Below are 22,430 nucleotides of genomic sequence, written 5' to 3' on the forward strand. Positions count from 1 at the left end.
GAGACGCGCCATGAATTCCTTTCTGAGTATCGAAAAACTGACGCAGCGCTTTCCGGATGGGGCTGGTGGCGAACTGACCGTCTTTGACGACGCCAGCTTTGGCGTCGAGAAGGGTGAGTTTGTCGTCATTCTCGGCCACTCCGGCTGTGGCAAATCGACGATCATGAACATTCTTGCAGGCCTCGCAGAACCGACCAGCGGCGTTGTCAAAATGGACGGTGAACTGGTGAGGGGCCCTAGTCTGGACCGGGGGGTGGTGTTTCAGAACTATTCACTGCTGCCGTGGCTGACGACGCTGAAGAACGTCACTTTCGGCGTTCAGGCCCGATATCCCGACTGGTCAAAGGTCAAGGTCATCGCCCATGCAACCGAATTTCTTGCCATGGTCGGGCTGGAAGGTGACGTAATCCACCGCAAACCCAGCCAGCTATCCGGCGGGATGCGCCAGCGTGTCTCGATCGCGCGCGCCTTCGCCAATCACCCCAAACTCTTGCTGCTGGACGAACCCTTTGGCGCGCTGGATGCGCTGACACGGGGCACAATCCAGGACGAATTACTGAAAATCTGGGGCCAAATGGAGCAAACCGTCTTCATGATCACCCACGACACTGATGAGGCGATCCTGTTGGCCGACCGTATCCTTTTGATGACCAACGGCCCCTTTGCCCGTGTCGCCGAAAGCGTCGAGATCACGATCCCACGCCCGCGCAACCGGACAGAGATTATAGAACACCCCAACTATTATGCGATCCGAAACCATCTGGTGCAGTTTCTTGGCAAACGGTCCAAGGAACTGTCCGGCCAGCCATCCACGCCGGGTGAAACGAACCGGCCGGCACCGGTGCGGATCGACAAGACAATACCTGCCGACGACCCTGAAGATCAACAGCCGGCCCTGCGGGCCGTAAACAGCTAAGACCCGGAGGAGACCATCATGAAAGACCTTGCCATGACGCAGATGATGACCAAAGAAGACGTAACCGCAATGATCCTGTCAGCCAAGAAACAGGCCGGGCTGACTTGGGAAGAGATTGCAGACAAGATCGGCATGTCCCCGGTGTGGACCCATTCTGCGGCGATGGGCATGAACGCCTTTCCCGCTGATAAGGCCAAGCTGATGGTCAGTGTCATGGGGTTGCCGCAAGAGGCTGAAAGCGTGTTGGCAGAGAGCCCCACCAAAATCTGGGAACAGGCGGTGCCGACCGACCCATGCATCTACCGCTTTTATGAAATCGTGGGGGTCTATGGGCCAACAATCAAGGCGCTGATCCAAGAAAAATTTGGCGACGGGATCATGTCAGCCATCGATTTCGACATGACGGTAACGCGGGTGGAAAACCCGAAGGGGGAGCGGGTCAAGGTTGAAATGTCCGGCAAGTACCTGGGCTACAATAGCTGGTGATCCGTCTTCCTGTCCCACCCTTTCGCTATGACGACGCCGTGCAAAAGGTCCGGATGGCGGAAGACGCATGGAACACGCGCGACCCCGAAAAGGTCGCGCTGTCCTACACGACGGATACGCAGTGGCGCAACCGGTCCGAGTTTCTGAACGGGCGCGACGAAGTGCGTGTGTTTCTGGAGCGAAAATGGTCGGTTGAGACGGGCTACCGGTTGATCAAAGAGGTTTGGGCCCACACGGACAATCGCATCGCGGTGCGCTTTTGCTACGAATACCATGACGCGGAGGGACAGTGGTTTCGGGCCTATGGCAACGAAAACTGGGAATTTGATCCTGACGGTTACATGGCCACGCGCCATGCGTCGATCAATGACGTGCCGATTGCCGAGGCGGATCGTCTGTTTCACTGGCCACAAGGACGTCGCCCTGACGATCATCTGGGACTGACCGAGTTGGATTTGTAGCTACTGCAGTCTTAAGAAACCGATCATACAAACCAACCCAACTGGTCTGACCGGGGCATCGACAGAGGTCTTGTTGATCGAAACCGTGCGACAGTGGCTAACGTGGTACCGACGACGGCTTTCTGAGGCTTTGCGCGTTATAACCAAAGTCCGCTTCGGGGAAGCCGCATCGCAGCGTCGGGTGCTTCGGTCAGGGTCCTGTTTTGGCCGTCCACGGAGGTGGTTCTTTCTGGTTCAATGCCGATGCTGCGTCAGCACCGACGGCATGAGGGAGCCCAAATCGTCAGAAAGACGCGACCATCTTCAAAATCTCGAACGTCAGACCATCTCGCAGAGCTATCATCAAGCGCCCCTGCTACGCGAGCGGCTGTGCCCTTGTCGTGCGCCTTGCTCATCGCCTGATCTAGGGGAAAGGTCAGAGGACTTGATGACGTAGAGAAGTGAGCCCAGTCGGGCAATGTGCTTGTAACGCCCCAACTGCTTAAGACGGTTGGGGCGTTATTTGGGGCTAGCAGCGTTTCAACAAGCCTTGCTCAGTTTCACCAATCAGCAAGCTGGCAAATCTGCACTTGAGGCGACAGGACAAAGCCCGGGCACCTCGTTACACAGCTCTTCCATGTAAATGCTCACGCCCGAGCAATATCCATTGTCGACCTGCGTGTCGGCGAAGCTTTCCATGATCGCCACAAGTTGTTCGAAGGCCTCATCACTGAAGAACTCATCGATATCCAGCGCTTCGCCCGCATGGATGTTGAAATTGAGAAACTCAACCTCGCCTCCGGGCATCTCCACGGTCAACCGTCGCGCGGGTGGAGGCCCACCGGTGCTGTCTTGGGTGATCGGGAAAAAGAACTGCCAGGGCTCATTATCCTGGGCGCAGCCACCAATGGGCCCAGTGATATCGATGCCGCCCAAACGGAACGGCTCCAACGGCTGATCGCCGATCTCACCATTCATATTTGTGATGTGGTTGTAGGGGAAATTCGTTTCCAATGCTCCGGTGCCCGTTTCCCAAATTACCTCGGAAGTGTCGATCAATCGCACCCCGCAGAAGTTGTCAGGCAACACCGGATCGCCGGCGTCATTGCGCGGCAGCGTGTCGGGAAGAAGCTCGACCGGCAAGGTCATGCTGAACCCGGCCTCCCCCACCGGTGGGGTGAAATCAACGATGACCTCATGGCTTGATGTCAGTTCGAGCCAATCTGGCAGGCGCGGCAGTGCAGCAGTACTGCCCCCGCCTCCCGATCCAGGCCCTGGTCCTGGTCCGGGGTCCGGCATTGGATCGGGGTCACCGCTACCGGTGGGCAGCCTGGAGACAAATTCGAAGTCCCGGGTGTGCCGGTCGTCGTTGAATTGTTCCTGAGCAAAGATAAAAAATGGCCCGAATTCGCGCGGAACAGACAGGCGGCTACGTCCATCACCCGAAGACCAAACACCGACAAAGCGGTTTTGGCCATCGATTCGAACCCGTTCCACGTCCGTCAACTCCAACCCGTCAGCCACCATTTGATTGCGCCGCTGGATAAAGGCCGGTCGGCTGAGCGGTGTGGTGATCAGGTTGGATCCACTGCCAGAGCGGAAAAGGCCGCTATAAAGCAAGCGTCCGCCGCGCCTTTCGACCTCAATATCGACAAGTCGCAAACCCTCCGACGTTAGTTCTTCGCCTCGGGCCAAGAACCGCGCTTGGCGTAAGGGGCGCGTCAAGACCTCGCGCCCGGTGCCGTTGCGCCACACACCAACATAGCGGCGTTCACCATCTGGGGTTCGAAAGATCTCAAAGTCCACCAGGCGCAGCCCCTGATCGCGGCGATCTGCACGCAGGGTGCGAAACCTTTGCGGGCGCAGCGGCCCGGAGAACAGGTTCGTGCCGCTGCCCTGGGTCCAGAGCCCCGCATAGACGCGCCGCCCGTTTATAATGGTGGTCTCAACATCAATCAGCCGCAAGCCCGACTCGGCCAGGGACTGGCCAGTCTCAAGAAAGTTGGAGCGCGACAGCGGCGCGGTGGTAAGGCTTGTGGTTTGGCCTTGATGCCAGACCGCCTCGTAACGCGGCGCTTGTTGGGCATTGGTCGCAGCGCAAAGCGCGACCAGTCCCATCGCCGCAAGGGGCGATAAGAAAATCCGTTTCATTGTAGTATCCAATCTTTGAAATGTAGACGCGCCGCCAAAGCGAGCCCTGCCGGCGCGCCGGGGTCGGTTTAGCTTTGGGCCTGGGTCAACACCGGATCAATCGATGGATTGCCGGTCACCGGACGTTCCCGCCATTGCACCATAACATTGGCCACCCGGAACCGATCCACCGCCCGGCGACGGATCGTCAGCCGGTTGGTGCCACGCACCAGAAAATCTTCGGGGATACGGTCCATCCACAGGTTCCAGCCCTCGCGGTCAACAATGTCGAAGCTGGGCAGGTGCCGACCATTGATCAGCAGGCGATGGGTGATGGCATCCCCTTCTTCCGTCGAACTGTTGCCAACATCCTGCGCTTGAATCAGCAAGAACCCCTCAGCGCGAGTATTGGCAGTTCGGCGCGAGGCCGATGTGGGCTCGTCATCGATCACGAAGCTTCGCGTTGCTTCCTGGTTGGGCCGAGTGAACTCGGTGTCAAAGTTGAGCCATGCAAAGTCAGCTTGCAGCATATCAAATTCCTTTCTGAAATTGGCGCTTGGAACGCCGTTGAAATCCGGTCCGATTTTCGGATCGGTGAGGAAAGTAACCATGGGGGCATACATGCCGGCGTTATGTCACCGTTATGTGGCGCAGGTTTATGCGCGCGGGGCGTCTATGATCTGGTTTTCTACGGTGCCCAAAGTGACCCGCTCTCCGACGCGTGCGGACCCCTGGTCTTCGAGCGTCGGATCGAGCACGCCTGGCAGCGTATCGGAGGCGTCCACCGCGACTCGTAGGGCTTGGGGCGCTGCAACGCTGCTCCCATTGAGCGCGACGCGCGAGCCTGATCTGGTTCCCGCCGCCAAGACGCCCAACCGCAGGGGTGACCTTTCGGCAGGGGCCGACAGATCTATCGTCTCCCGCGTGGTGCTTTGTGGCGCAAGCGGCGTGGCCGAATAGGGAACGGCCTTGGGCGCGTTTGTTGCCAGCCCCGAGGCCGTATGGCCGAAAACGCCGCCGACAACCGTAGGCACCGCCGATGTGGCCAAAGCGTTCAAACTCCCCGCCCGCAGCAAGCCCTGGTCAGCGCCGTCAGGATCTTCGACAACCCGTTGTCCGGCCCGGTCCCATTTCTTGTACTCAGGATCCACAAAATAACTCTGCCGCCCCGTGTCTTGGTAGCCGGGCGGGGTGTCATCGCGCAGGATCCACGCATCCATGCGGATGGGTGCGGTATCAAGCAAAGTGATCTTCAGGCCCCATCCGCCCGGTGGCAGGGCCGGTCTTCCCGAAAGCCCCGGATCACTTGGGCCCAATGCGATGGAAAGATTAAACAGCATCACGTCGCGAGACCGCCCTTCACTGCGCAGAAAAGCACGGCCCAGATCGCCCCCATCCTGTCGCAAGATATGGGCCTGGCCTGCGCGGTCGAGTTCGGCCTCAACGGGCGTGTCCGTACCGGGAGGGGTCAGCGCCAGGCGCAAGCGCAAAGTAGGTGTGCCCGATGGCGTTTCGATCTCGATCCGGATATCGGCGTGGTTCGCGCTGGTGTCACCGGGCTGGATTTGCCAGATGGTTTCCAGCGTCGCGCTGCCCGTTGAGACCACATGCCCCTGGGCCAGGTTGCGATTGCCTGCGGGCAGGAAAACCTTCACATTTGTTTGGGAAAAATCGGCAGCAACCCGAGCCTGATGACGGGCAATGCTCCGCCGAATGGCACGCTCAAGAAAGTGGCGCCCGCGGCGCATTCCCCCCGAAAGTCCGAAGCTGAAATTCACATAGACAGGGATCTGGGTGCCGACATCGGCCATGATGCTGCGCGCCCGCTTCAAAATGTAGTCAAAGCCTTGCACAAAAAAGAGCCCAAGTACCGAGCCTGTGGGGTCGCGCGCAACTTCGGGGGGAAGATTGACCGCGATTATGGGCAGATCGCGACCACTCTCTCGATCCGGCTCCATCCCCGCCGCCAGATCCAGCACATGGGTGCCATGGGCCGTGCGCAGAGCCAGCGGGTGAAATCCTGGGGTTGTGAAATCTGCATCCAAAGCACGCAAAAGCGCATCTTGATCGCCTTCTAAGCGGAGCGCCTCGCCGATCTCATCGCGGGTCCATTCACGCCCGAAGGGCACCGGATCGAGCCCATCTTCCGCCTCTTGGAACACCCCGCCTTGCATCCACGCATAGGCGACCCGGCTTTCTGCCCCGGCCTCGAACTGAAACCGATGGTGAAAGATATTGATCGCATGGTCGATGATCCCGACGATGGCACGTGGCGGAAGCCCCGGCGACAGCCAGGGCTCAATATCGCTCGGCGCGTTCACCACCCGATCCACCGTTCCATCGGCCTGCTGCCCCATCGATCTGGGATGGAGAGGCAGGAGGAAGATCCGAGGGTCGCTGATATCAACCCGCGCGGCAGAGCTTCGGTTTGCGTTCAAACCGTCCAGCGCCGCGTTGACCTGATCCTCGGACAAGGCGGTGCGGGCACGACCCTTCGTGTCGAGCACAACAATCGTCTCTCCAACAGCCCCGTTGCTTGGCTCGAGATCTATGATGCCCGCGTGGCGCGGTGTATCAGACGCGGCGCCGCCTGGCCCCGCCACCGGTGCGCCTTGCCGGATCAGCCAGGCGCTGACCGGATCCACGCCCCGATGTGGCCGGGTCTCTTGGCTTTCAGCGTCCCATGTAAAGGCCATCTCATACCCCCCATTCGGCGGCTGCTTCTTGCCATGTCCACTCGACGGTCGGCGACACATCCACTGGCGGCGCGTTGCCTTGCAGCGACAACCCAGGCCCGTCAAAACTCCAATCCGACCCGGACCAGACCTGGGCGGTGAAGAAATCCGTGTTTGCGATACCGGTGCCGTCAAAGCTGACCGAGCGCGGATTGCTGGCGATCCTAGCCCGCGTCGCAATCAATTCAGCAACGGCAAAGCCCAAGACGGCGCCCGCAAAACTATCTGCCGGGTAATGCACCCCAGCCACCGTCCGGTTGACCGCAATGCGCGCGGCCATTTGGATAAGCAATGGCCCAGCTTCTGCAGCCACCACACCCAAGGTCAAGCGGCGCAAGGTTTCGGCAACGGCAAACGCCTCGGTCGCATGGCCACTGGGAAGCGCGCCATGGCCAGGTGTGGCGATCATGGGTTGGATTTGCGCCGAGAGAACATGGGGCCGAGGGCAGACCAACAGGTGCTTGCACGCTTGCGCTGCGAACCCGGCGATTTGTTCCGCCAAGGCCAACAGATCCGTTGTGCGCGGCATCCGCGCCGGATCGAATGGAAGGAGGCTGGTCAAATATCCAGTCGATCCAGCCACTTGATCGGTGATCTCTGCCAAGCGGTCGCTGCGCAGATCCGCGTAGTCATGCACAAGCCTGGCCTGCTGGGCAAAGTCGTCGGCGCTTGGACGTATGATACGGGCGATTGAACCGCCCGAGTGCATCAGCAGCTCGACCGCTTCGCCATCCATAGAGGGCTGAACGGTCATCGTGGACAGAATCTCTCCGATCAAGATGAAAAGACGGCTGGAGGCTTGCCAATCACCCAACCTTTCGGCTGCAACAGGGGGGAACGGGCGTGGCTCGGGCTGTTGCCAAACCCCGCCAATCCCATCGCGCGCCACCAAAAGCCCGTGGCTCGAGGCGCTGAGCGTGCCCTGTGCGGCCTGCGCTGCCTGTGCCGCCTGCGCGGCTTGGGCAGCTTGCGCTGCTTGGGCCGCTTGAGCGGCCTGCGAGAGTGACAGAATTGGCATTGCTATTCCCTTTTTTGCTTAATTCAATTCATTCGCACGCCCGCTTCTCCGAGGGCGCGGGCCCAATCCTGACCAACCGGCGTCTCCGCCGCCGGATGGTCCCGCATGTAGGCCGACACTGTAAAATCTGGATAGCTGTCCATGAGGTCGCGTGCAGCCTTAGCAGCCGCCTCCTCCTGCCCGCTGCGTTGCAGGGCAATCACGCGGCACCGCAAGGCCGACACATGGCCTGGATTCGTCCGAAGCGACACTTCCGCCTCATCGAACGCCTCGGCCCAACGACCTGCGACCAGATAAGACGCAGCGCCAATGCCCGCGAAAAACGCCCGGCGCGGGTCGCGCGGGGCCAGGCCACGCGCCCGCTCTGTTAGCGCCACAGCTTCGTCGCCCTTGCCCTGAAAACAGGACAGTACTGCAGCAAGCTGGCTGATCATCGCGCTTGAGGGGTTGACCGCTTGTGCCGCTGCAAACCGCTGCGCTGCAGCTGTGAAATCGCTGTTCAACACGTTCAACAGATTGCCATCAATGGCCAAAGACAACTCACAATATGGGTTCAGATCCAACGCCCGGGCCGTTGTTTGTGCGGCGGCAAGGCGCGTTTTGCCTGGATCTTCAGACCACCCCTGATAGACGGAAAGCAGATGCCACTGCGCCAACCAAGCCAATGGTAGAGTGCTTGTTGGGCAACGGGATGCGACTTCCTCCAATGCCAAACGTGCCTGCGTGAAACGCGCGCGATCAAAGCTGTGCATCTCGACGATGCCGTTCATCAGAAGCACATGAGCCGGAGCCGCGCCAAGCGGGCGGATCAAGGACAATTGCCCTGACTGTTTAGCGATCAGCCATAAACTCTGTCCCGCGATCTGATCGACGCAGTCACTTTCCCCCGCCATCAGATCAGCCATCTTAGGATGAAATCGCTCGCCCCAAAGCACGGTTCCCACCCGGGCGGCCTCCAGCTTTACATCCACCACGACATTGGCCCCGTCGCCCCGGCATCGGCCTGTTATCCAGAAATCGATCTCTGGCACAGCCTTCGCGGGCTTGCCGATCATCTGACGGCACGAGTGGTGAGAGATCGCGTCGGCCAAGCCCGACCTGGCTATGGCAACCGAAAGCTGATGAGAGAGCATGTCTCCGATACCTGCTTCGATATCTGTGCCGGCCTCTGCGAAAGTTGCCACAGCGATACGGTAACGGCTCCTTTCTGGGGAGATTTCGTGGGCTTCGGCGGCTGGGGTAGCTGCAAGCGGTACTTCCAATTGACGCTGGTCGCGCAGCCACTCTTCGAAGCCTTCTTCTGGAAGATCGAAACCTTCCAAGAACTCACCATCGGTGGGGGCTCCTAAGATCTCAATATTTTGGTCATTAAGGTAGACAAGATCGCCCGTGGTTTCGATTATGTCGCCCTTGGCAAGGAGCACGCGCAATCCGTGTAAAATCTGGCGCAAATTGCGCCGTCCCTGGGTCTCGTCGTGTTCAGACCAGAGCTGCGCGATCAACCATGCCCGAGAGCGCGCATATTCCGGTGATGCGGCCAACATTGCCAAAAGGGCCTGTTGCTTCTTGCCCGAGATGTTGCAGGGCTGCCGGTCAGACCAGAAAGCCATAAATGGACCATATAGTCGCAGACATAGTTTCATGTCGGAGCCCCCCCGAAGAGGTCCAGAGTCTTTGCCACCGCGTCAGGTTGAGCTACCACTGACGAGAGCGTTAACAAGAGTAAACCTCTTTCTCGCCCATCCGTCTATGTTGAATGTCATTGAAGCGGCGCTGCGCCTGTCGAGGGGGCCGCCGCAATAATGCGGTTTCTTAGATAGCGTCAGAGCTTATCTGCCCAAGAGTTTTCAAGGCGGCCCTCACAAACATCGCCGCACCTGAACAAGCAAGCGCGGCCGCGACCATCAAGAGAGATCCGGTCGCTCCTTTCCCGCGCGGCCTCCCTTTTGGACAGAATGGTGCGACCTTTTTCATATCTCGCACTGCCCGTCGCCAGAGTTTTTAGGAACGTCGAGGCGTTTTGTAACTGAACAAAACCTCTCGAATTGCGAAACCGCCGAGACCTGAATGATTGCGTTGGATCAATGTTCTGCCCCTTGTGCTTGGTATTCAAAGGCGTGTTTTTCAGAGGAAGCTGGAAATGAGCAACCCATCAGCCGCAACGGTGAATGGCTATGCGAGTCCGGGATTCGCGGGCGTGAAGACAGCATTCGAGGAGAATTTCACGAAACGCGATGAGCTGGGCGGCGCATGTTGCGTATATTTGAACGGCGAAAAGGTCGTTGACCTCTGGGGCGGTGTTCGCGATCCAGCAACCGATGCGCCTTGGGAAGAAGACACCATGGTCCTTGTCTTCTCGCTGACCAAAGGAATGTCAGCATTGGTGCTCGCGCTGGCACATTCGCGCGGCTGGCTCGACTATGAGGCGCGTGTTGCCGATTACTGGCCAGAGTTCGCCCAGAACGGGAAAGAGGCAATCACCGTCCGACATTTGCTGGCGCATCAGGCGGGCCTACATGCGTTTCATGAAAAGATTGACCGCCATGTCATTGCCAATCCCGACATGCTGGCAACCATCATGGCGCGGGAGGTGCCCGCATGGCCGCCCGGCACTCGTAACGCCTATCACTTTTTGTCGCTTGGGTTTTTTGAAGGTGAACTGCTGCGTCGGATTGATCCAGCCCATCGCTCTCTGGGGCAATTCTTTCAGGATGAAATCGCATCGCCGCTCGATCTCGATTTCTACATTGGTCTTCCAGACATGATACCAAACGAACGGCTTGCACCACTCACCCAAGCTGGCCTAATCAAGTCGGTTTTCGGATATCCATTTGCGATGATACGGGCGTTGATGAACCCATGGTCCGATGCCTTCAGGGCCTGTATCGTGAATTTAATGCAAACCAATTGTTAGGAGGGGTCTACACATGCCTGACCACAATGTTCTGGGATCTGATCAACAGCTGACAAATCGATAACTGCGGAAGATTTCGACGCACTCATGGAGTTTAATGCCGATCATGCCGTTCTTGTCACGCAGCCCGGGCAAATCGCCAGTGGCAAACCTTTGATCCGCAGCTCCCATGCTGGGAAACTCCTTAGACACTGCGTAATGTCCCCGATTTCACAAGCGACGGACCGTTCCAGAACGGCGTTGCCTTTGGCGTCAATCACGCAGATTGCAACCGACCGCAAAGTAATCCATTTCGTTCTCCTCAAATTGCAGAAATAACTGCAACTCTATCGAGAACCTGACCCTGCTACCTAGTCAGCCCGATTACCAATGATTCGTCCGCAAAGCTGGCCTATCGGCGGCGATCTCAGCTAAGCCTTCGCCAAGAATATCACGCGAAAACGGCAGCTAAAACTATAGAGATAGCGCCGCCTATGATGAAGAACGTGATCCCCGTACTGAGGGTTGAAAACGTTGCGACAATGGCACCAACGCCTGACAAGACGAAGGCTAGAACCGACTTGCTTGACCCCATCAACAGCAGGACAGCACCGATTAATCCAGCAATAACCGATACAGCAAAACCAATCAGCGCCCACTTGGGTCGGGTTTCAATGAATGCTTGATACTCTGGTGGTAAAGTGGCGAGCCCGGCCGGACTCATCTGCTGGACAAAGTTGATGCAGCCAAGGCCGTTCCAAACAAGTGCGACCACACCCGCGATCCAAAACAAGACCCCAGTTGGACCTGTTGCGTTAGCGTTTTCCATCATTCACCTTTGCATTACAAAATTTCTATTTCGTACGTCATTTGCCCTGCGCATCCCAAACCTGACATCCTTCGGCAAACGCCTGGTGAGGAGATTGAAACAAAGCGTGGTCATTCAGCAAACCAACAGCAACAAATAGCATAACAGGCAGTTTTGACGTGATCTTATAAATGGGAGAGCCGCAGTTAGGACAATAGCCAAGCAGCAAGTCGTTTCCCGCGTCGGATTTCCAATGATAGGTATCGGGTGTTCCTGCGATTTCGACGCATGTGTTTGCAAATGCGGCTTGCGGAAGGTGACCACCACCCGAGATCCGCTGGCAATCCTAACAAAAGCACAAAACCGAAAACGCACCAGAAACCGTGATACGGATATGCCCACAAAGACATCGCCCCGTGCAGAGATTATTCACCATCACCTGTTCCTCAGCCAATTGCCCTACATCTCCACAAGCTCGGCCACTTCAATACGGCCTTCATTTTCAAGGATGGGGCAGCCATTTGCGATCTTTACCGCCGTGCCCTTGTCGTCTGCGGCCACAACCATGTAGCCAGACAAGGGATCAGGGCCGCCGTTGTCGACAACGCCATCCACGCTGCCCGTGGACCTCGCCAAAACGTCCATCATGCAACGAGCCTGTCCCAAGGCACATCTGCATGTTCCCTAGAAAGGCGGTCTCACCGCACGGCACGAACGCCGCATGATCAAAGCGATACGATGAGCCAAGCGCTCTTAAGTTAAGGCCTCTCTTGGATCCATGACGCTGAAGTCAGACAAAAAGCCGAATTTCCCATGCGCCCGGCCGCCAAGATGGGAACGTTTGGCGGGAAGCGGCGTTATCATCTGTAGCTTAAGTAGGAGGCGATATGAGCTACCAATCAGGTGACAAAGTCAAATGGGACTGGGGACAAGGGACCGCGGAAGGTACTGTGGATGCAGTTCATACCAAATCCATAACGCGCTCTATCAAAGGATCTGACGTTACACGCAACGGGTCAGATGATGATCCGGCGCTTGAAATCAAACAGGACGATGGCACAAAAGTGCTGAAGTTGTCTTCCGAGGTACGCAAAGAGTGACGCCAGCTGGTTTGGTCTACTACCCGGATAGTGAAGCGGGGATCAGCCGAAGGCGGCGTGGCCGGGGCTTCTCCTATTTTGATCCCAAGGGAAGTTTGATCACAGACCTCAACGAACGGCAGCGGCTTGCGGCACTCGCAGTGCCGCCCGCCTATGAAGATGTCTGGATGTGTCCGTTGCCCAACGGCCATCTATTGGCAACCGGGCGCGACGCCAAGCGGCGCAAGCAATATGTGTATCACCCCGATTGGACCACGTTGCAGGCGGAAGCCAAGTTCGACGATCTATCTTCATTCGGCCGCGCCCTCCCCCGCATTCGGCGCCAATTGCAAGCTGATCTGCAAGAAGATGTTGGCGAAAAGAAGTTTGCTCTTGCAGCTGCTGTGACCCTGATAGATCGGACGGCGTTGCGCATCGGAAACCCGCAATACCTTGAAGAAAATGGCAGCTATGGTGCGCTGACCTTGCGCAATCGGCACATCGCTGTTTCGGGCAACGAAATAATACTGAAGTATCGTGCCAAGGGCGGTCAGAAAGTGAAGACCAAGACTACGGACGCGAAACTCGCGCGTATTCTTGGTAAGATTGATGACTTGCCGGGCGCCACCTTATTGACATGGGTTGACGATGACGGCGCGCCGCAAACGCTGACCTCTGACGTGCTGAACAATTACATCTCAGACGCAGCGGGTACCGAAGGTGTCACGGCAAAGACGTTCCGAACCTGGGCGGGGACATGTGCTGCGTTTGAGGTTGCCCTGAAAGGGCACGCCACAATCAAGGACATGGCAAGCGCCGCTGCAAGTCTGTTACACAATACACCGTCGATTGCGCGCAACAGCTATATCCATCCCGACGTGATCGCACTGGCAGGGCGACAGCCGCCGCACGTTCAACCCAAAACACTATCTGGACTGAGAGTCACAGAACAGCATCTGCTTGGATTCCTTACGTAGGTACACTTTCATGGGCTTCGATTAGCGTCCGCACGATGTCCTGTTTAGTTGCACTCAGACTGTGTTGGCTCGTGTCACTGGAGGTAGGCCACAAACTTCATGCAGATGTAAGAGTTTCAGTTTCGTGACCGTTCGCTGGCCGACGCGCGGGTTGGTCAACCCGTCCAGCGCATTATAACAAAATAATGGAATTTTTTTGGGAACCGATTGGTTGTCTTGTCGCTTTGGTTAGACAAGCCATAGACAGTGCATGACACGAGAACAGGATAGATTTTGGGACATCATGGCCAGCATTCCGGCTTGCATGGTCACGACGACCGCTGGGACATCCATGCGTGCGCGTCCGATAGCGTTTCTTGGTGAACGATAAGGGTGATCTGAAAAATGGCGTCTGAATTGATAAAAGCCTGCTTTGCCGATCATGGTCCTGACTTGGGCGAGAACGCGAAACTGCAGCTGTAGCTTATCTGGCGGAATGACGCCCCACACCCTGGCTGGTTGATGACCACCCGATGTTTCCCTGATTGGATCGTAAATATGACATTCTCACTTGCAGACGGCTATGACAGCCTCGAAGATTTTCTAGATGCCCGAGCGCCCAACCAACCAGAATTCCACCAAGCCGTCACAGAGGTGACTGACGACATCAAACCGATCATTGATGCGCATCCGGAGTTCAAATCAGCAAATATATTCGAGCGCCTTGTTGAACCGGAGCAGGTTATTTCTTTTCGCGTAGCCTGGCAGAACGACGCCAATGAAATCGAGGTCAATCGTGGCTACCGCGTCCAATTCAATGGCGCGATTGGTCCATTTAAAGGAGGATTGCGGTTTCATCCGTCGGTCAATACCTCTGTGCTGAAGTTTCTAGGCTTTGAGCAGACTTTCAAGAATGCACTGACGGGCCTGCCCATGGGAGGCGGTAAAGGCGGCTCTGATTTCGATCCGTCCGGGCGGTCAGATCAGGAAATCATGCGGTTTTGTAACGCGTTCATGCAGCAACTATATCGCTACATTGGCCCCGATATCGACGTGCCTGCAGGCGACATCAATGTCGGATCACGAGAGATCGGATATCTCTTTGGAGCCTACCGTCGGATCACAAATCGCTTTCAGGGTGTGTTAACTGGCAAGGGACAGTCTTTTGGCGGAAGCGAGATGCGCACCGAGGCGACCGGGTACGGTCTCGTCTATTTTCTTGCCGAGATGCTGAAGCACGATAGTGACGATTTGGAGGGCAAGTCGGTCATCATATCGGGCGCAGGAAATGTTGCCACTCACGCCGCTGAGAAAGCTGTAAGTCTGGGCGCAAAGGTCATCACACTGTCCGACAGCGCGGGATTTATTCACGATCCTGACGGTTTGACCCAAGAAAAAATCGATTGGGTCAGAGCCCACAAAGCGAAAAAAGGCACCACGCTTGAGGCATACGTATCCAAGTTTGGTGGCGATTGGACAGCGGGCAAAGGCCCCTGGGGGGTAAAAGCGGATATCGCTGCGCCCTGCGCGACCCAGAACGAGTTGGACAAGGACAGCGCGGAGATGCTGATCGATAACGGTGTTCTGGCGGTCATCGAAGGGGCCAACATGCCATCAACGGCGGCTGCAAAGGCGGTATTCAGGTCGGCCGACATCCTTTTTGCCCCGGGAAAGGCTGCAAATGCTGGCGGCGTCGCCGTATCCGGGCTGGAAATCAGTCAGGATCGGATACGCCGGTTAAGCGATGCAGACCAGATTGATGAGACGCTGCAGGGAATCATGACCGACATCCACGCCGCCTGCGTTGAGGAAGGAACCCGCGACGGTCGCGTAGACTACAACAAGGGTGCCAATATTGCTGGCTTCAGAAAAGTAGCAGACGCTATGCTGTCCCAAGGCGTCGGATGACGCTCGCTCAAGAACCCCGTGCACCACTAGAAAGGCCTCTTTCATGAAAGCATCAGATCTGTTCGTGCGCTGTCTCGAAGAGGAGGGCGTCACCCGCATTTACGGTGTGCCGGGCGAGGAAAATGCAGACTTTATGATGTCGCTTGAGAGCTCGTCCATTGAGTTCATCTTGACGCGCCATGAACAGGGTGCCGCTTTCATGGCGGAAGTTTATGGTCGACTAACCGGCACTGTCGGCGTCTGTCTGGGCACGCTCGGGCCCGGCGCCACCAATCTGATCACAGGTGTGGCCGATGGCAACATGGATCGCGCCCCAATGCTAGTGATAACCGGTCAAGGCGCCCTGACGCGCCAGCACAAGGAAAGCCATCAGGTCATGAATGTGGTCGAGATGTACAGGCCCGTCACGAAGTGGTCATGCGCCGTCAACCACGCCGACAACATCCCCGAGATCGTCCACAAGGCGATTAAACTGGCTGTAACGGAAAAGCCCGGCGCATGTCACATCGAATTGCCAGAAGACATTGCCGCCGTTGAGACGGACGCCACACCCTTGCGCGCGGCTCGCGCTCGTCGTGCTGTGCCTGATGACAAGGTAATTGATGAAGCTTGGGATCGATTGAAGTCTGCCAAAAGCCCGCTGATCATTGCGGGCAATGGCGCCATCCGCACCCGTGCCAGCGCAGAGCTTCGGCGGTTTTGCGAAACCACAGGCATAGGTGCCTTGATGACGTTCATGGCCAAGGGCGCGCTGGATCTTGATGATCCTCGGTGTCTCTTCACGGTCGGCATGGGTCAGCGTGACTATCCGCAACTGGCCATCGATGCCGCTGATCTGGTCATTACCATCGGGTATGATCCTGTCGAATACGGTCCCGAAAAATGGAACGCCGCTTGCGACCTTGATATCATTCATATGGATTTTCTGCCCGCGGAAAGCGATGCGCATTATCAGCCGCATATCGAAGTTGTGGGCGATCTCGCGCATGGTCTGGCGCAATTGAACGAACGTGTCGCGCGGGATGGATCACCGACCTATGATGTGGCAGCTCAAGCCAAGCTGCGCGAGAAGATGTTATCAGAGTTCGCAAAGCATGCTGATGACCAAACACAGGGCAGTATCCGGCCGCAAAAAGCATTAGCTGATGTGCGCGCTGTTCTGGGGCCGGACGACATCCTCTTATCCGGCGTCGGGGCGCATAAAATGTGGGTGGCGCGTCACTATCAATGTCATCAGCCAGGTACCTGTCTGATTTCAAACGGCTTTTGTTCCATGGGGATGCCGCTGCCCGGTACGATCGCTGCGAAACACGCGCGCCCTGATACACGCGTTCTGGCTGTCGTCGGAGACGCCGACATCATGATGAATGTCCAAGAGATGGAAACGGCAAGTCGGCTCGGTTCGGACATCACCATATTGGTCTGGGAAGATTTTGAATACGGCCTGATCGCGTGGAAACAGGAACAGGAGTTCGGCTCTCACACGGATTTGTCGTTTGCCAATCCCGACTGGATGGCTCTTTGCCAATCGATGGGGTGGAAAGGTATGAGGTGCGAAAACGCAGATGACTTGCAGTCAGCCCTGAATTCAGCGTTGGATCACAGGGGGCCGGCTATGGTTGTCATACCCATCGACTACCGCGAAAACATGGCACTGACGGAGCGCTTGGGCAAAATCGAGCAAACTTTTTAGGGTTAGAATTCATAACCAACAGATTACGGTTGCGGCGAGAGCGATTGGGGAGAGTAAGACATTTGGGTATCTGTCATAGGGGGTTGTGACACGTCGCCAATCCTTTAACCGTATTCTTTCGGTGCATCCCGTCAACTTAAGCCATTGCGGTTGATGAAGATAATACCGCCTAGCACACGTCTGTCGTCAACACGCGGTTTGCCCCTCACGACTGCACAGGGCCGGTGGTCCTTGCGGCGTCAACCCATCTGTCGCTGAATGCAACCAACGCGCTGGTTCAGGAAAGCGTGCGGGCGTTCTACAAGACATGGTACCGCGATATCGTAACCGCTTTGCCAGAAATCAAGGATGGGATGATTACAGTCCCTCCCGGTTCTGGTTTAGGGCTGGAATTGAACCCTGATTTTGACCACGTCTTTGAGACCACACGTAAATTAACAAAAAGCTAGGTCTTTCTTTGGGTGGAGGCTCTGACCTTTAACGCAAACCCAAGATTAATGTTGCGGTTTTCTGGCTGAGGCAGACCGGCGTTTCGGTCCAATATGTACTGCGCCGCCCGCGCGCCAATCTCGGCCCGTGGTGTGTTGACGGATGTGATGGCGGGCTGCATTTGTGAGGTCGTGCCCAAATCGTTGAAGCCGCAAATACCCATGTCTTGTGGAATGCGGATGTTGCGGCGGTGACATTCCAGCGCAACGCCGACGGCAACATCGTCGTTGTTGCAAAAGACACCATCGCAGCCGGGAACTTTTTCGAGCAGTGACCCCAACAGATGGCGGCCGATTTCAACACTGGATTTCTGCGGCGTTGTGACCAAAAGCGCTTCATCAAACAGCCCATGTGCTTCCATTATGCTGCGATACCCCGCCAAACGTTGCTGAGTTCGAGGGTCCATTCGCGTACCGACAAATGCAATCCGCCGAAACCCCTGTTCAATCATATGTGCGACAGCCTCTGCCGAGGCCAGGAAGTTTGAAAACCCGACGATCACGTCAATCGGATCGTCGGAGGTATCCATAATCTGCACAACCGGACAATCAGCAGCTGCCAGCATCTTGCGAGATTTCTCTGTTTGGTCGACACCGGCAATAATGATTCCAGCAGGCTTTAGCGTCAGAAACTTCGGGATCATCGCCTCTTCGGTCAGCGCGCTATAGCCGGTGTTACCAATCTGGACAGAATACTTGGTTCCCTCAATGACGTTGCTTGCGCCTGCAAGGACGTCAGAAAAAACATAGTTTGAAAACGAGGGCACCAACACGGCAATGACCGATGACCGGTTTGATGCTAGTGTGGCTGCCGCTGCATCGGGGACATAACCAAGTTTTTCGATGGCGGCGAAAACACGTTCACGCAGGGCGATGGATACACGATCAGGGTCACGCAATGCGCGTGATACAGTGATTGCGCTAACTCCAGACTCTTTTCCTACATCAACGAGCGTTGGTTTCTTCATGACGCTATGCCTTTCTTTTAAAGGGTTATACATGGACATGCCTTTCAAAGAAAAGAGAATTTGACAGATGATTGCGCAATCATTTAGGTGTTGACCAACGGGGGAGATTCGACATGGCCGCAGAAAGCCAACATTGCGCAATCATAATCATGGGCGTTTGCGGCGTTGGGAAAACTTCGGTGGGGCGCACGCTTGCCGCGCGCCTGGGAGCGCGTTTCATTGAGGCTGATGACTACCATTCTGCGGAAAATAAAAACGCGATGGCGCGAGGTATCCCCCTTTCAGACGAAATGCGGCTTCCGTGGCTCAAACGGTTGGCGTCTGCTGCCGAAGATGCGCGCCAAAATGAAACGGTCGTTATAGCGTGCTCTGCGCTCAAACGCGGTTATCGTGACCTGCTGCGCGACAGCATCGACAACATCCAGTTCGTTTTCCTGAACGGCGACCGCGATATCATCGCGGACCGGATCACAAAGCGGGAAGACCACTTCATGCCTCTGTCTCTTCTGGACAGTCAGATAGCGATTTTGGACCCGCCAACGCCTGATGAAAATGTACTGGCGGTTGATATAACGCCCCCAAAGCACCTCGTTGACGATATTGTTGAGCGCACTGTGCGTTCCAAGTCTTTTGATCACCACCCGAACTGAACCCAAACATTGAAAATGAGGAGTATCTCAATGTCGCTAAACTTCAAAACACTCACGGCCGCTGCCGCCATGACGATCAGCCTTGCGACCGGTGCGACAGCCCAAGATTTCGCGCTTCGCTTCCAGTCCTCGGATCCTGCAGGCAACCCAAACTACGAACTCAAAGTTGAGTGGGCCGAAAGTGTCAAAGCGCTCACCAACGGTCGGGTTGAGGTCGAAATGCTGCCAGTCAACTCCATCGTGCAACACACCGAGACACAGGACGCCGTGGCCGCAGGTATCATCGACGGTCACATTACCGATACTTCATACTTCACAGGCAAAGACGCGGCATTTGGTCTGATCGCCAACCCTGTGGGTGCATGGTCATCGCCTTATGAAATGTTCGCATTTCTTGAGTATGGCGGCGGCAACGAGCTGATGCGCGAAATCCTAGAGCCCTACGGTCTACACTTTATTGGCGCCACAACACCGGGTCTCGAGGCGTTTATTTCGAAGGTCCCTCTCGATGGGGTCGATGATTTGGCGGGTCTGAAAATGCGCGCGCCTGAAGGCCTTGTGCAGCAGGTCTTTGCAGCAGCTGGTGCCGCACCTGTCAATCTGCCCGGCTCCGAGGTATTCACGTCGCTCGATAAGGGCGTCATTGATGCTGCAGATTACACGGTGTTCTCAACCAACCATGCCCAAGGCATGCACGATGTCGCAACGCACCCAGTCTATCCTGGTTTCCACTCCATGCCGCTGGTCGAAGTGTCCATCAACAAGGCCACATGGGACAGCATGCCAGCTGACATTCAGGCCATTCTTGAGATGTCAGTCCGCGATTTCGCGCACAATATGGTCGGCAGACTTGCAGCGAATGACACGCTGGCTGTGGCCGAAGCAAACGCAGACCCCGACATTACAGTACATAACTGGTCAGCAGCAGAGCGTGCAAAGTTCCGCGCCATCGCTCAGGGCGAGTGGAGCAAGGTCGCAAGCCAATCCGCAAACGCACAGCGCGTCTATGATGTCTTGACTGGTTATCTCGTCGCACAAGGCATGATCTCTGAGTAGATCGAATATGCAAAGACCGCGTCCGCGCACATCTGCGGGCGGGGTCGATAATAATGGGGTATAGCCATGACCGAACAGATCGCTGAACGCTTGCACGAAGACCCGGGCGCTGATCCACACTCTGGCGCCTTGGGCCGTATCATCAATGCAGTCGGGATTGTTTTTGCGATTGGCATCCTGGTCTCGGCAGGCATTCTCGTGATCGAGATTTTTCTGCGTTATGCGCTAAACGCACCTACGATCTGGGCGCATGAAACAGTGATATTTCTAACCGCCAGCGCCTTTGTCTACGGTGGTCTTTATGTCGTGGCACGCAACACGCATATCCGCGTCGTCCTGATCTACGACTACCTTCCAAAACCGATACGCCGCTATTTCGATATTGCTATTTCGATGATCAGTTTTCTGGCCTCTGGCATGTTCGCATGGGCCGCGTGGAAGGGTGTGGAACGCGCGATCTGGACACCAGCCGGTGATTTCCGGCTCGAGACATCTGGTTCAGCGTGGAACCCGCCAACGCCTGGTCTTTTGAAGGTCTTTTTGCTGTTCATTCTCATCATTATGACGGTGCAGTTCCTTATTTTGACGATCGCCTATTTCAAGAAGAAGGACCACTAAGATGGAGTGGCTGGCCGCTGTGACCGATCTCAAGTCGATGGGCATCGAGTGGGCGACCTTTGCGATGTTCGCCTCTCTCCTGGTGTTGCTGCTGACAGGGATGCCGCTCGCGTTTGTGACCCTGTTGGTTGCATTGATTTTCGCGTTGGGCTGGTTCGGTCCCGCAGCTGTGCCACTGATCACCAGCCGCATTTTCAGCTTTGTAAATTCGTTCGTCTTTGTCTCAGTACCGATGTTCGTTCTGATGGCTGCGATCCTTGATCGTTCGGGCATTGCCCGTGATCTGTTTGACGCGATGCGGCTCGTCGGCGGCCGCCTGCGCGGCGGCGTGGCGATCCAGACCTTGCTGGTTGCGGTGGTATTGGCGGCTATGTCGGGGATCATCGGCGGAGAAGTTGTCTTGCTTGGTCTGCTGGCTTTGCCGCAAATGTTGCGCCTTGGTTATGATCGCAAATTGGCGATCGGTGTGTGTTGTGCGGGCGGAGCCTTGGGCACCATGATCCCACCATCTATTGTTCTGATCGTCTATGGCTTGACCGCTAATGTCTCGATCGGAGACCTGTTTACGGCGTCATTTGTACCCGGCCTGATGCTGGCGGGGCTATACGTGCTGTATATTCTGGTGCGGGTCCAGTTTAGCCCCGCGATGGCACCGATCCCCGAACAGGGCGAAATTCCAGCCACCGAAAAGCTGCGTCTTCTCAAGGGTCTGTTCTTGCCCGGCCTCGTCGTCTTCTTTGTCCTCGGTTCGATTTATGGCGGGATTGCCAGTGTCACTGAAGCCTCTGCCGTCGGGGTTCTTGGTGTCACGTTGTCTACCGTCGTGCGAGGCGAATTCTCGGTAAACCTGCTGATTGGCGCGGCGCGGCAAACACTCGCGACCGTTGGCATGATTGTGTGGATCGGAATTGGGGCAACTGCCCTTGTAGGTGTCTTCAACTTGATGGGCGGGATTGATTTTGTGTCCCGACTGATCACAGGTATCTCGGACGAACCAATCGTCATCATCCTCTTCATGATGGCGATCTTGTTTGTACTGGGCATGTTTTTGGACTGGGTCGGTATTGCACTTTTGACCATGCCGATCTTCGTCCCAATCGTCGTCTCATTGGGCTATGATCCGGTTTGGTTTGGCGTGGTATTTGCAATGAATATGCAGGTTAGCTTTTTGTCACCACCTTTCGGTCCGGCAGCTTTCTATCTGAAAAGCGTGGCGCCCCCCGATATTTCGCTGGGGGAAATCTTCCAATCGCTCCTGCCGTTTATCGGACTTCAAATCCTTGCTCTAGCGTTGCTCTTGGCTTTCCCAGGGATCACGTTGATTGAGGGCCTGTAGTAGGTCGAACAATTAGCGTAGTCGTCTGTCACCTGCTCACTGCACATTCCCACCCAATTGCCGCGACCATCTCATTAACATTGCCGCGCAGTTTTACCAGGACTGACATCAATGCAGTTCAACCACAGCATCGCCAGCATGCATACTGTAATAACGACAGCCAGACGCCTGCAATGCGAGGTCCAGTGTATCCGTCACATCTTCAGCCTTCATGTTGGTGCAGAGTTTCCAGGAGACGATGTAACGGCTGTA

General features: G+C 56.3%; 22 protein-coding genes and 1 pseudogene. 14 read left to right on the forward strand and 9 right to left on the reverse strand.

Going from position 1 to position 22,430, the window contains the following annotated elements; all coding sequences use genetic code 11:
• Nucleotides 1-10 precede the first annotated feature (10 nt).
• The 3 genes from ACFWW4_RS21330 to ACFWW4_RS21340 are packed head-to-tail and all read left to right on the forward strand — an operon-like array spanning nt 11 to nt 1,863.
• Nucleotides 11-916, forward strand: coding sequence for an ABC transporter ATP-binding protein (locus ACFWW4_RS21330; RefSeq protein ID WP_411892688.1), 906 nt, complete (start codon nt 11-13; stop codon nt 914-916).
• Between the two features lie 18 nt (nt 917-934).
• Nucleotides 935-1,402, forward strand: coding sequence for a cyanase (gene cynS / locus ACFWW4_RS21335; protein WP_411892689.1), 468 nt, complete (start codon nt 935-937; stop codon nt 1,400-1,402).
• On the forward strand, nt 1,399-1,863 hold the full coding sequence (locus tag ACFWW4_RS21340; RefSeq protein WP_411892690.1) for a DUF1348 family protein: 465 nt from the start codon (nt 1,399-1,401) through the stop codon (nt 1,861-1,863). The genes cynS and ACFWW4_RS21340 overlap by 4 nt, the downstream gene beginning before the upstream one ends.
• A 546-nt stretch (nt 1,864-2,409) precedes the next feature.
• Here ACFWW4_RS21340 and ACFWW4_RS21345 read toward each other — a convergent pair.
• From ACFWW4_RS21345 to ACFWW4_RS21365, 5 genes are all read right to left on the reverse strand, one after another.
• Nucleotides 2,410-3,993, reverse strand: coding sequence for a hypothetical protein (locus ACFWW4_RS21345; RefSeq protein WP_411892691.1), 1,584 nt, complete (start codon nt 3,991-3,993; stop codon nt 2,410-2,412).
• Between the two features lie 68 nt (nt 3,994-4,061).
• Nucleotides 4,062-4,502 carry a hypothetical protein gene (locus ACFWW4_RS21350; RefSeq protein ID WP_411892692.1) on the reverse strand — a complete coding sequence of 147 codons (441 nt, stop codon included), beginning with the start codon at nt 4,500-4,502 and terminating at the stop codon, nt 4,062-4,064.
• A gap of 126 nt (nt 4,503-4,628) precedes the next feature.
• A complete protein-coding gene (locus ACFWW4_RS21355; protein ID WP_411892693.1) occupies nt 4,629-6,668 on the reverse strand; it encodes a hypothetical protein in 2,040 nt (679 codons plus the stop codon).
• Nucleotide 6,669: 1 nt separating this feature from the next.
• Entirely contained in the window at nt 6,670-7,725 is a 1,056-nt protein-coding gene (locus tag ACFWW4_RS21360) for a phosphatase PAP2 family protein (protein ID WP_411892694.1), read from the reverse strand.
• 23 nt (nt 7,726-7,748) lie between these two features.
• Nucleotides 7,749-9,335: a hypothetical protein gene (locus ACFWW4_RS21365; RefSeq protein WP_411892695.1), complete on the reverse strand. Its 1,587-nt coding sequence runs from the start codon at nt 9,333-9,335 to the stop codon at nt 7,749-7,751.
• A 530-nt stretch (nt 9,336-9,865) separates the two neighbouring features.
• Here ACFWW4_RS21365 and ACFWW4_RS21370 point away from each other — a divergent pair.
• Entirely contained in the window at nt 9,866-10,639 is a 774-nt protein-coding gene (locus ACFWW4_RS21370) for a serine hydrolase domain-containing protein (protein ID WP_411892696.1), read from the forward strand.
• Between the two features lie 430 nt (nt 10,640-11,069).
• On the opposite strand, the gene ACFWW4_RS21375 is transcribed toward ACFWW4_RS21370, so the two are convergent.
• From ACFWW4_RS21375 to ACFWW4_RS21385, 3 genes are all read right to left on the reverse strand, one after another.
• Nucleotides 11,070-11,447, reverse strand: a complete 378-nt coding sequence (locus ACFWW4_RS21375) for a hypothetical protein (protein ID WP_411892697.1) — start codon at nt 11,445-11,447, stop codon at nt 11,070-11,072.
• Between the two features lie 37 nt (nt 11,448-11,484).
• Nucleotides 11,485-11,760 carry a GFA family protein gene (locus ACFWW4_RS21380; protein ID WP_411892708.1) on the reverse strand — a complete coding sequence of 92 codons (276 nt, stop codon included), beginning with the start codon at nt 11,758-11,760 and terminating at the stop codon, nt 11,485-11,487.
• Nucleotides 11,761-11,885: 125 nt separating this feature from the next.
• On the reverse strand, nt 11,886-12,074 hold the full coding sequence (locus tag ACFWW4_RS21385; protein ID WP_411892698.1) for a hypothetical protein: 189 nt from the start codon (nt 12,072-12,074) through the stop codon (nt 11,886-11,888).
• A 239-nt stretch (nt 12,075-12,313) separates the two neighbouring features.
• Between ACFWW4_RS21385 and ACFWW4_RS21390 the strand changes: the two genes are divergently transcribed.
• The 6 genes and pseudogenes from ACFWW4_RS21390 to ACFWW4_RS21415 all read left to right on the forward strand — a co-directional run bounded on the left by ACFWW4_RS21390 (nt 12,314) and on the right by ACFWW4_RS21415 (nt 17,511).
• Nucleotides 12,314-12,526: a DUF2945 domain-containing protein gene (locus ACFWW4_RS21390; protein WP_411892699.1), complete on the forward strand. Its 213-nt coding sequence runs from the start codon at nt 12,314-12,316 to the stop codon at nt 12,524-12,526.
• Nucleotides 12,523-12,726, forward strand: a pseudogene (locus tag ACFWW4_RS21395) (DNA topoisomerase IB); the annotation flags it as partial. The gene ACFWW4_RS21390 and the pseudogene ACFWW4_RS21395, both read left to right, overlap by 4 nt.
• A 57-nt stretch (nt 12,727-12,783) precedes the next feature.
• Nucleotides 12,784-13,482: a DNA topoisomerase IB gene (locus ACFWW4_RS21400; RefSeq protein WP_411892709.1), complete on the forward strand. Its 699-nt coding sequence runs from the start codon at nt 12,784-12,786 to the stop codon at nt 13,480-13,482.
• A 537-nt stretch (nt 13,483-14,019) separates the two neighbouring features.
• Nucleotides 14,020-15,369, forward strand: a complete 1,350-nt coding sequence (gdhA, locus tag ACFWW4_RS21405; RefSeq protein ID WP_411892700.1) for an NADP-specific glutamate dehydrogenase — start codon at nt 14,020-14,022, stop codon at nt 15,367-15,369.
• A gap of 43 nt (nt 15,370-15,412) precedes the next feature.
• On the forward strand, nt 15,413-17,062 hold the full coding sequence (locus ACFWW4_RS21410) for an acetolactate synthase large subunit (RefSeq protein WP_411892701.1): 1,650 nt from the start codon (nt 15,413-15,415) through the stop codon (nt 17,060-17,062).
• 224 nt (nt 17,063-17,286) lie between these two features.
• Nucleotides 17,287-17,511, forward strand: a complete 225-nt coding sequence (locus ACFWW4_RS21415; protein ID WP_411892702.1) for an enolase C-terminal domain-like protein — start codon at nt 17,287-17,289, stop codon at nt 17,509-17,511.
• On the opposite strand, the gene ACFWW4_RS21420 is transcribed toward ACFWW4_RS21415, so the two are convergent.
• Nucleotides 17,508-18,659 carry a LacI family DNA-binding transcriptional regulator gene (locus ACFWW4_RS21420; protein WP_411892703.1) on the reverse strand — a complete coding sequence of 384 codons (1,152 nt, stop codon included), beginning with the start codon at nt 18,657-18,659 and terminating at the stop codon, nt 17,508-17,510. The genes ACFWW4_RS21415 and ACFWW4_RS21420 overlap by 4 nt on opposite strands.
• On the opposite strand from ACFWW4_RS21420, the gene ACFWW4_RS21425 reads away from it, so the two are divergent.
• The 4 genes from ACFWW4_RS21425 to ACFWW4_RS21440 all read left to right on the forward strand — a co-directional run bounded on the left by ACFWW4_RS21425 (nt 18,632) and on the right by ACFWW4_RS21440 (nt 22,178).
• A complete protein-coding gene (locus ACFWW4_RS21425; protein WP_411892704.1) occupies nt 18,632-19,168 on the forward strand; it encodes a gluconokinase in 537 nt (178 codons plus the stop codon). The two genes, ACFWW4_RS21420 and ACFWW4_RS21425, sit on opposite strands and share 28 nt — an antisense overlap.
• 30 nt (nt 19,169-19,198) lie before the next feature.
• A complete protein-coding gene (locus ACFWW4_RS21430; RefSeq protein WP_411892705.1) occupies nt 19,199-20,224 on the forward strand; it encodes a TRAP transporter substrate-binding protein in 1,026 nt (341 codons plus the stop codon).
• Nucleotides 20,225-20,290: 66 nt separating this feature from the next.
• Entirely contained in the window at nt 20,291-20,842 is a 552-nt protein-coding gene (locus ACFWW4_RS21435; protein ID WP_411892706.1) for a TRAP transporter small permease subunit, read from the forward strand.
• A 1-nt stretch (nt 20,843) separates the two neighbouring features.
• The gene (locus ACFWW4_RS21440; protein WP_411892707.1) at nt 20,844-22,178 is read left to right on the forward strand and encodes a TRAP transporter large permease; all 1,335 of its coding nucleotides are present in this window, start codon (nt 20,844-20,846) and stop codon (nt 22,176-22,178) included.
• The last annotated feature ends 252 nt before the right edge of the window (nt 22,179-22,430 follow it).

The sequence above is a fragment of the Yoonia sp. SDW83-1 genome (assembly GCF_046762885.1).
GTDB lineage: Bacteria > Pseudomonadota > Alphaproteobacteria > Rhodobacterales > Rhodobacteraceae > Yoonia.

Bases quoted from the DNA above. Each gene is read 5' to 3' on its own strand.
- ACFWW4_RS21330 (WP_411892688.1), top strand. From the start codon at position 11: ATGAATTCCTTTCTGAGTATCGAAAAACTGACGCAGCGCTTTCCGGAT.
- cynS (WP_411892689.1), top strand. From the start codon at position 935: ATGAAAGACCTTGCCATGACGCAGATGATGACCAAAGAAGACGTAACC.
- ACFWW4_RS21345 (WP_411892691.1), bottom strand. From the start codon at position 3,993: ATGAAACGGATTTTCTTATCGCCCCTTGCGGCGATGGGACTGGTCGCG.
- ACFWW4_RS21350 (WP_411892692.1), bottom strand. From the start codon at position 4,502: ATGCTGCAAGCTGACTTTGCATGGCTCAACTTTGACACCGAGTTCACT.
- ACFWW4_RS21355 (WP_411892693.1), bottom strand. From the start codon at position 6,668: ATGGCCTTTACATGGGACGCTGAAAGCCAAGAGACCCGGCCACATCGG.
- ACFWW4_RS21360 (WP_411892694.1), bottom strand. From the start codon at position 7,725: ATGCCAATTCTGTCACTCTCGCAGGCCGCTCAAGCGGCCCAAGCAGCG.
- ACFWW4_RS21365 (WP_411892695.1), bottom strand. From the start codon at position 9,335: ATGGCTTTCTGGTCTGACCGGCAGCCCTGCAACATCTCGGGCAAGAAG.
- ACFWW4_RS21370 (WP_411892696.1), top strand. From the start codon at position 9,866: ATGAGCAACCCATCAGCCGCAACGGTGAATGGCTATGCGAGTCCGGGA.
- ACFWW4_RS21375 (WP_411892697.1), bottom strand. From the start codon at position 11,447: ATGGAAAACGCTAACGCAACAGGTCCAACTGGGGTCTTGTTTTGGATC.
- ACFWW4_RS21385 (WP_411892698.1), bottom strand. From the start codon at position 12,074: ATGATGGACGTTTTGGCGAGGTCCACGGGCAGCGTGGATGGCGTTGTC.
- ACFWW4_RS21390 (WP_411892699.1), top strand. From the start codon at position 12,314: ATGAGCTACCAATCAGGTGACAAAGTCAAATGGGACTGGGGACAAGGG.
- gdhA (WP_411892700.1), top strand. From the start codon at position 14,020: ATGACATTCTCACTTGCAGACGGCTATGACAGCCTCGAAGATTTTCTA.
- ACFWW4_RS21410 (WP_411892701.1), top strand. From the start codon at position 15,413: ATGAAAGCATCAGATCTGTTCGTGCGCTGTCTCGAAGAGGAGGGCGTC.
- ACFWW4_RS21425 (WP_411892704.1), top strand. From the start codon at position 18,632: ATGGCCGCAGAAAGCCAACATTGCGCAATCATAATCATGGGCGTTTGC.
- ACFWW4_RS21430 (WP_411892705.1), top strand. From the start codon at position 19,199: ATGTCGCTAAACTTCAAAACACTCACGGCCGCTGCCGCCATGACGATC.
- ACFWW4_RS21435 (WP_411892706.1), top strand. From the start codon at position 20,291: ATGACCGAACAGATCGCTGAACGCTTGCACGAAGACCCGGGCGCTGAT.
- ACFWW4_RS21440 (WP_411892707.1), top strand. From the start codon at position 20,844: ATGGAGTGGCTGGCCGCTGTGACCGATCTCAAGTCGATGGGCATCGAG.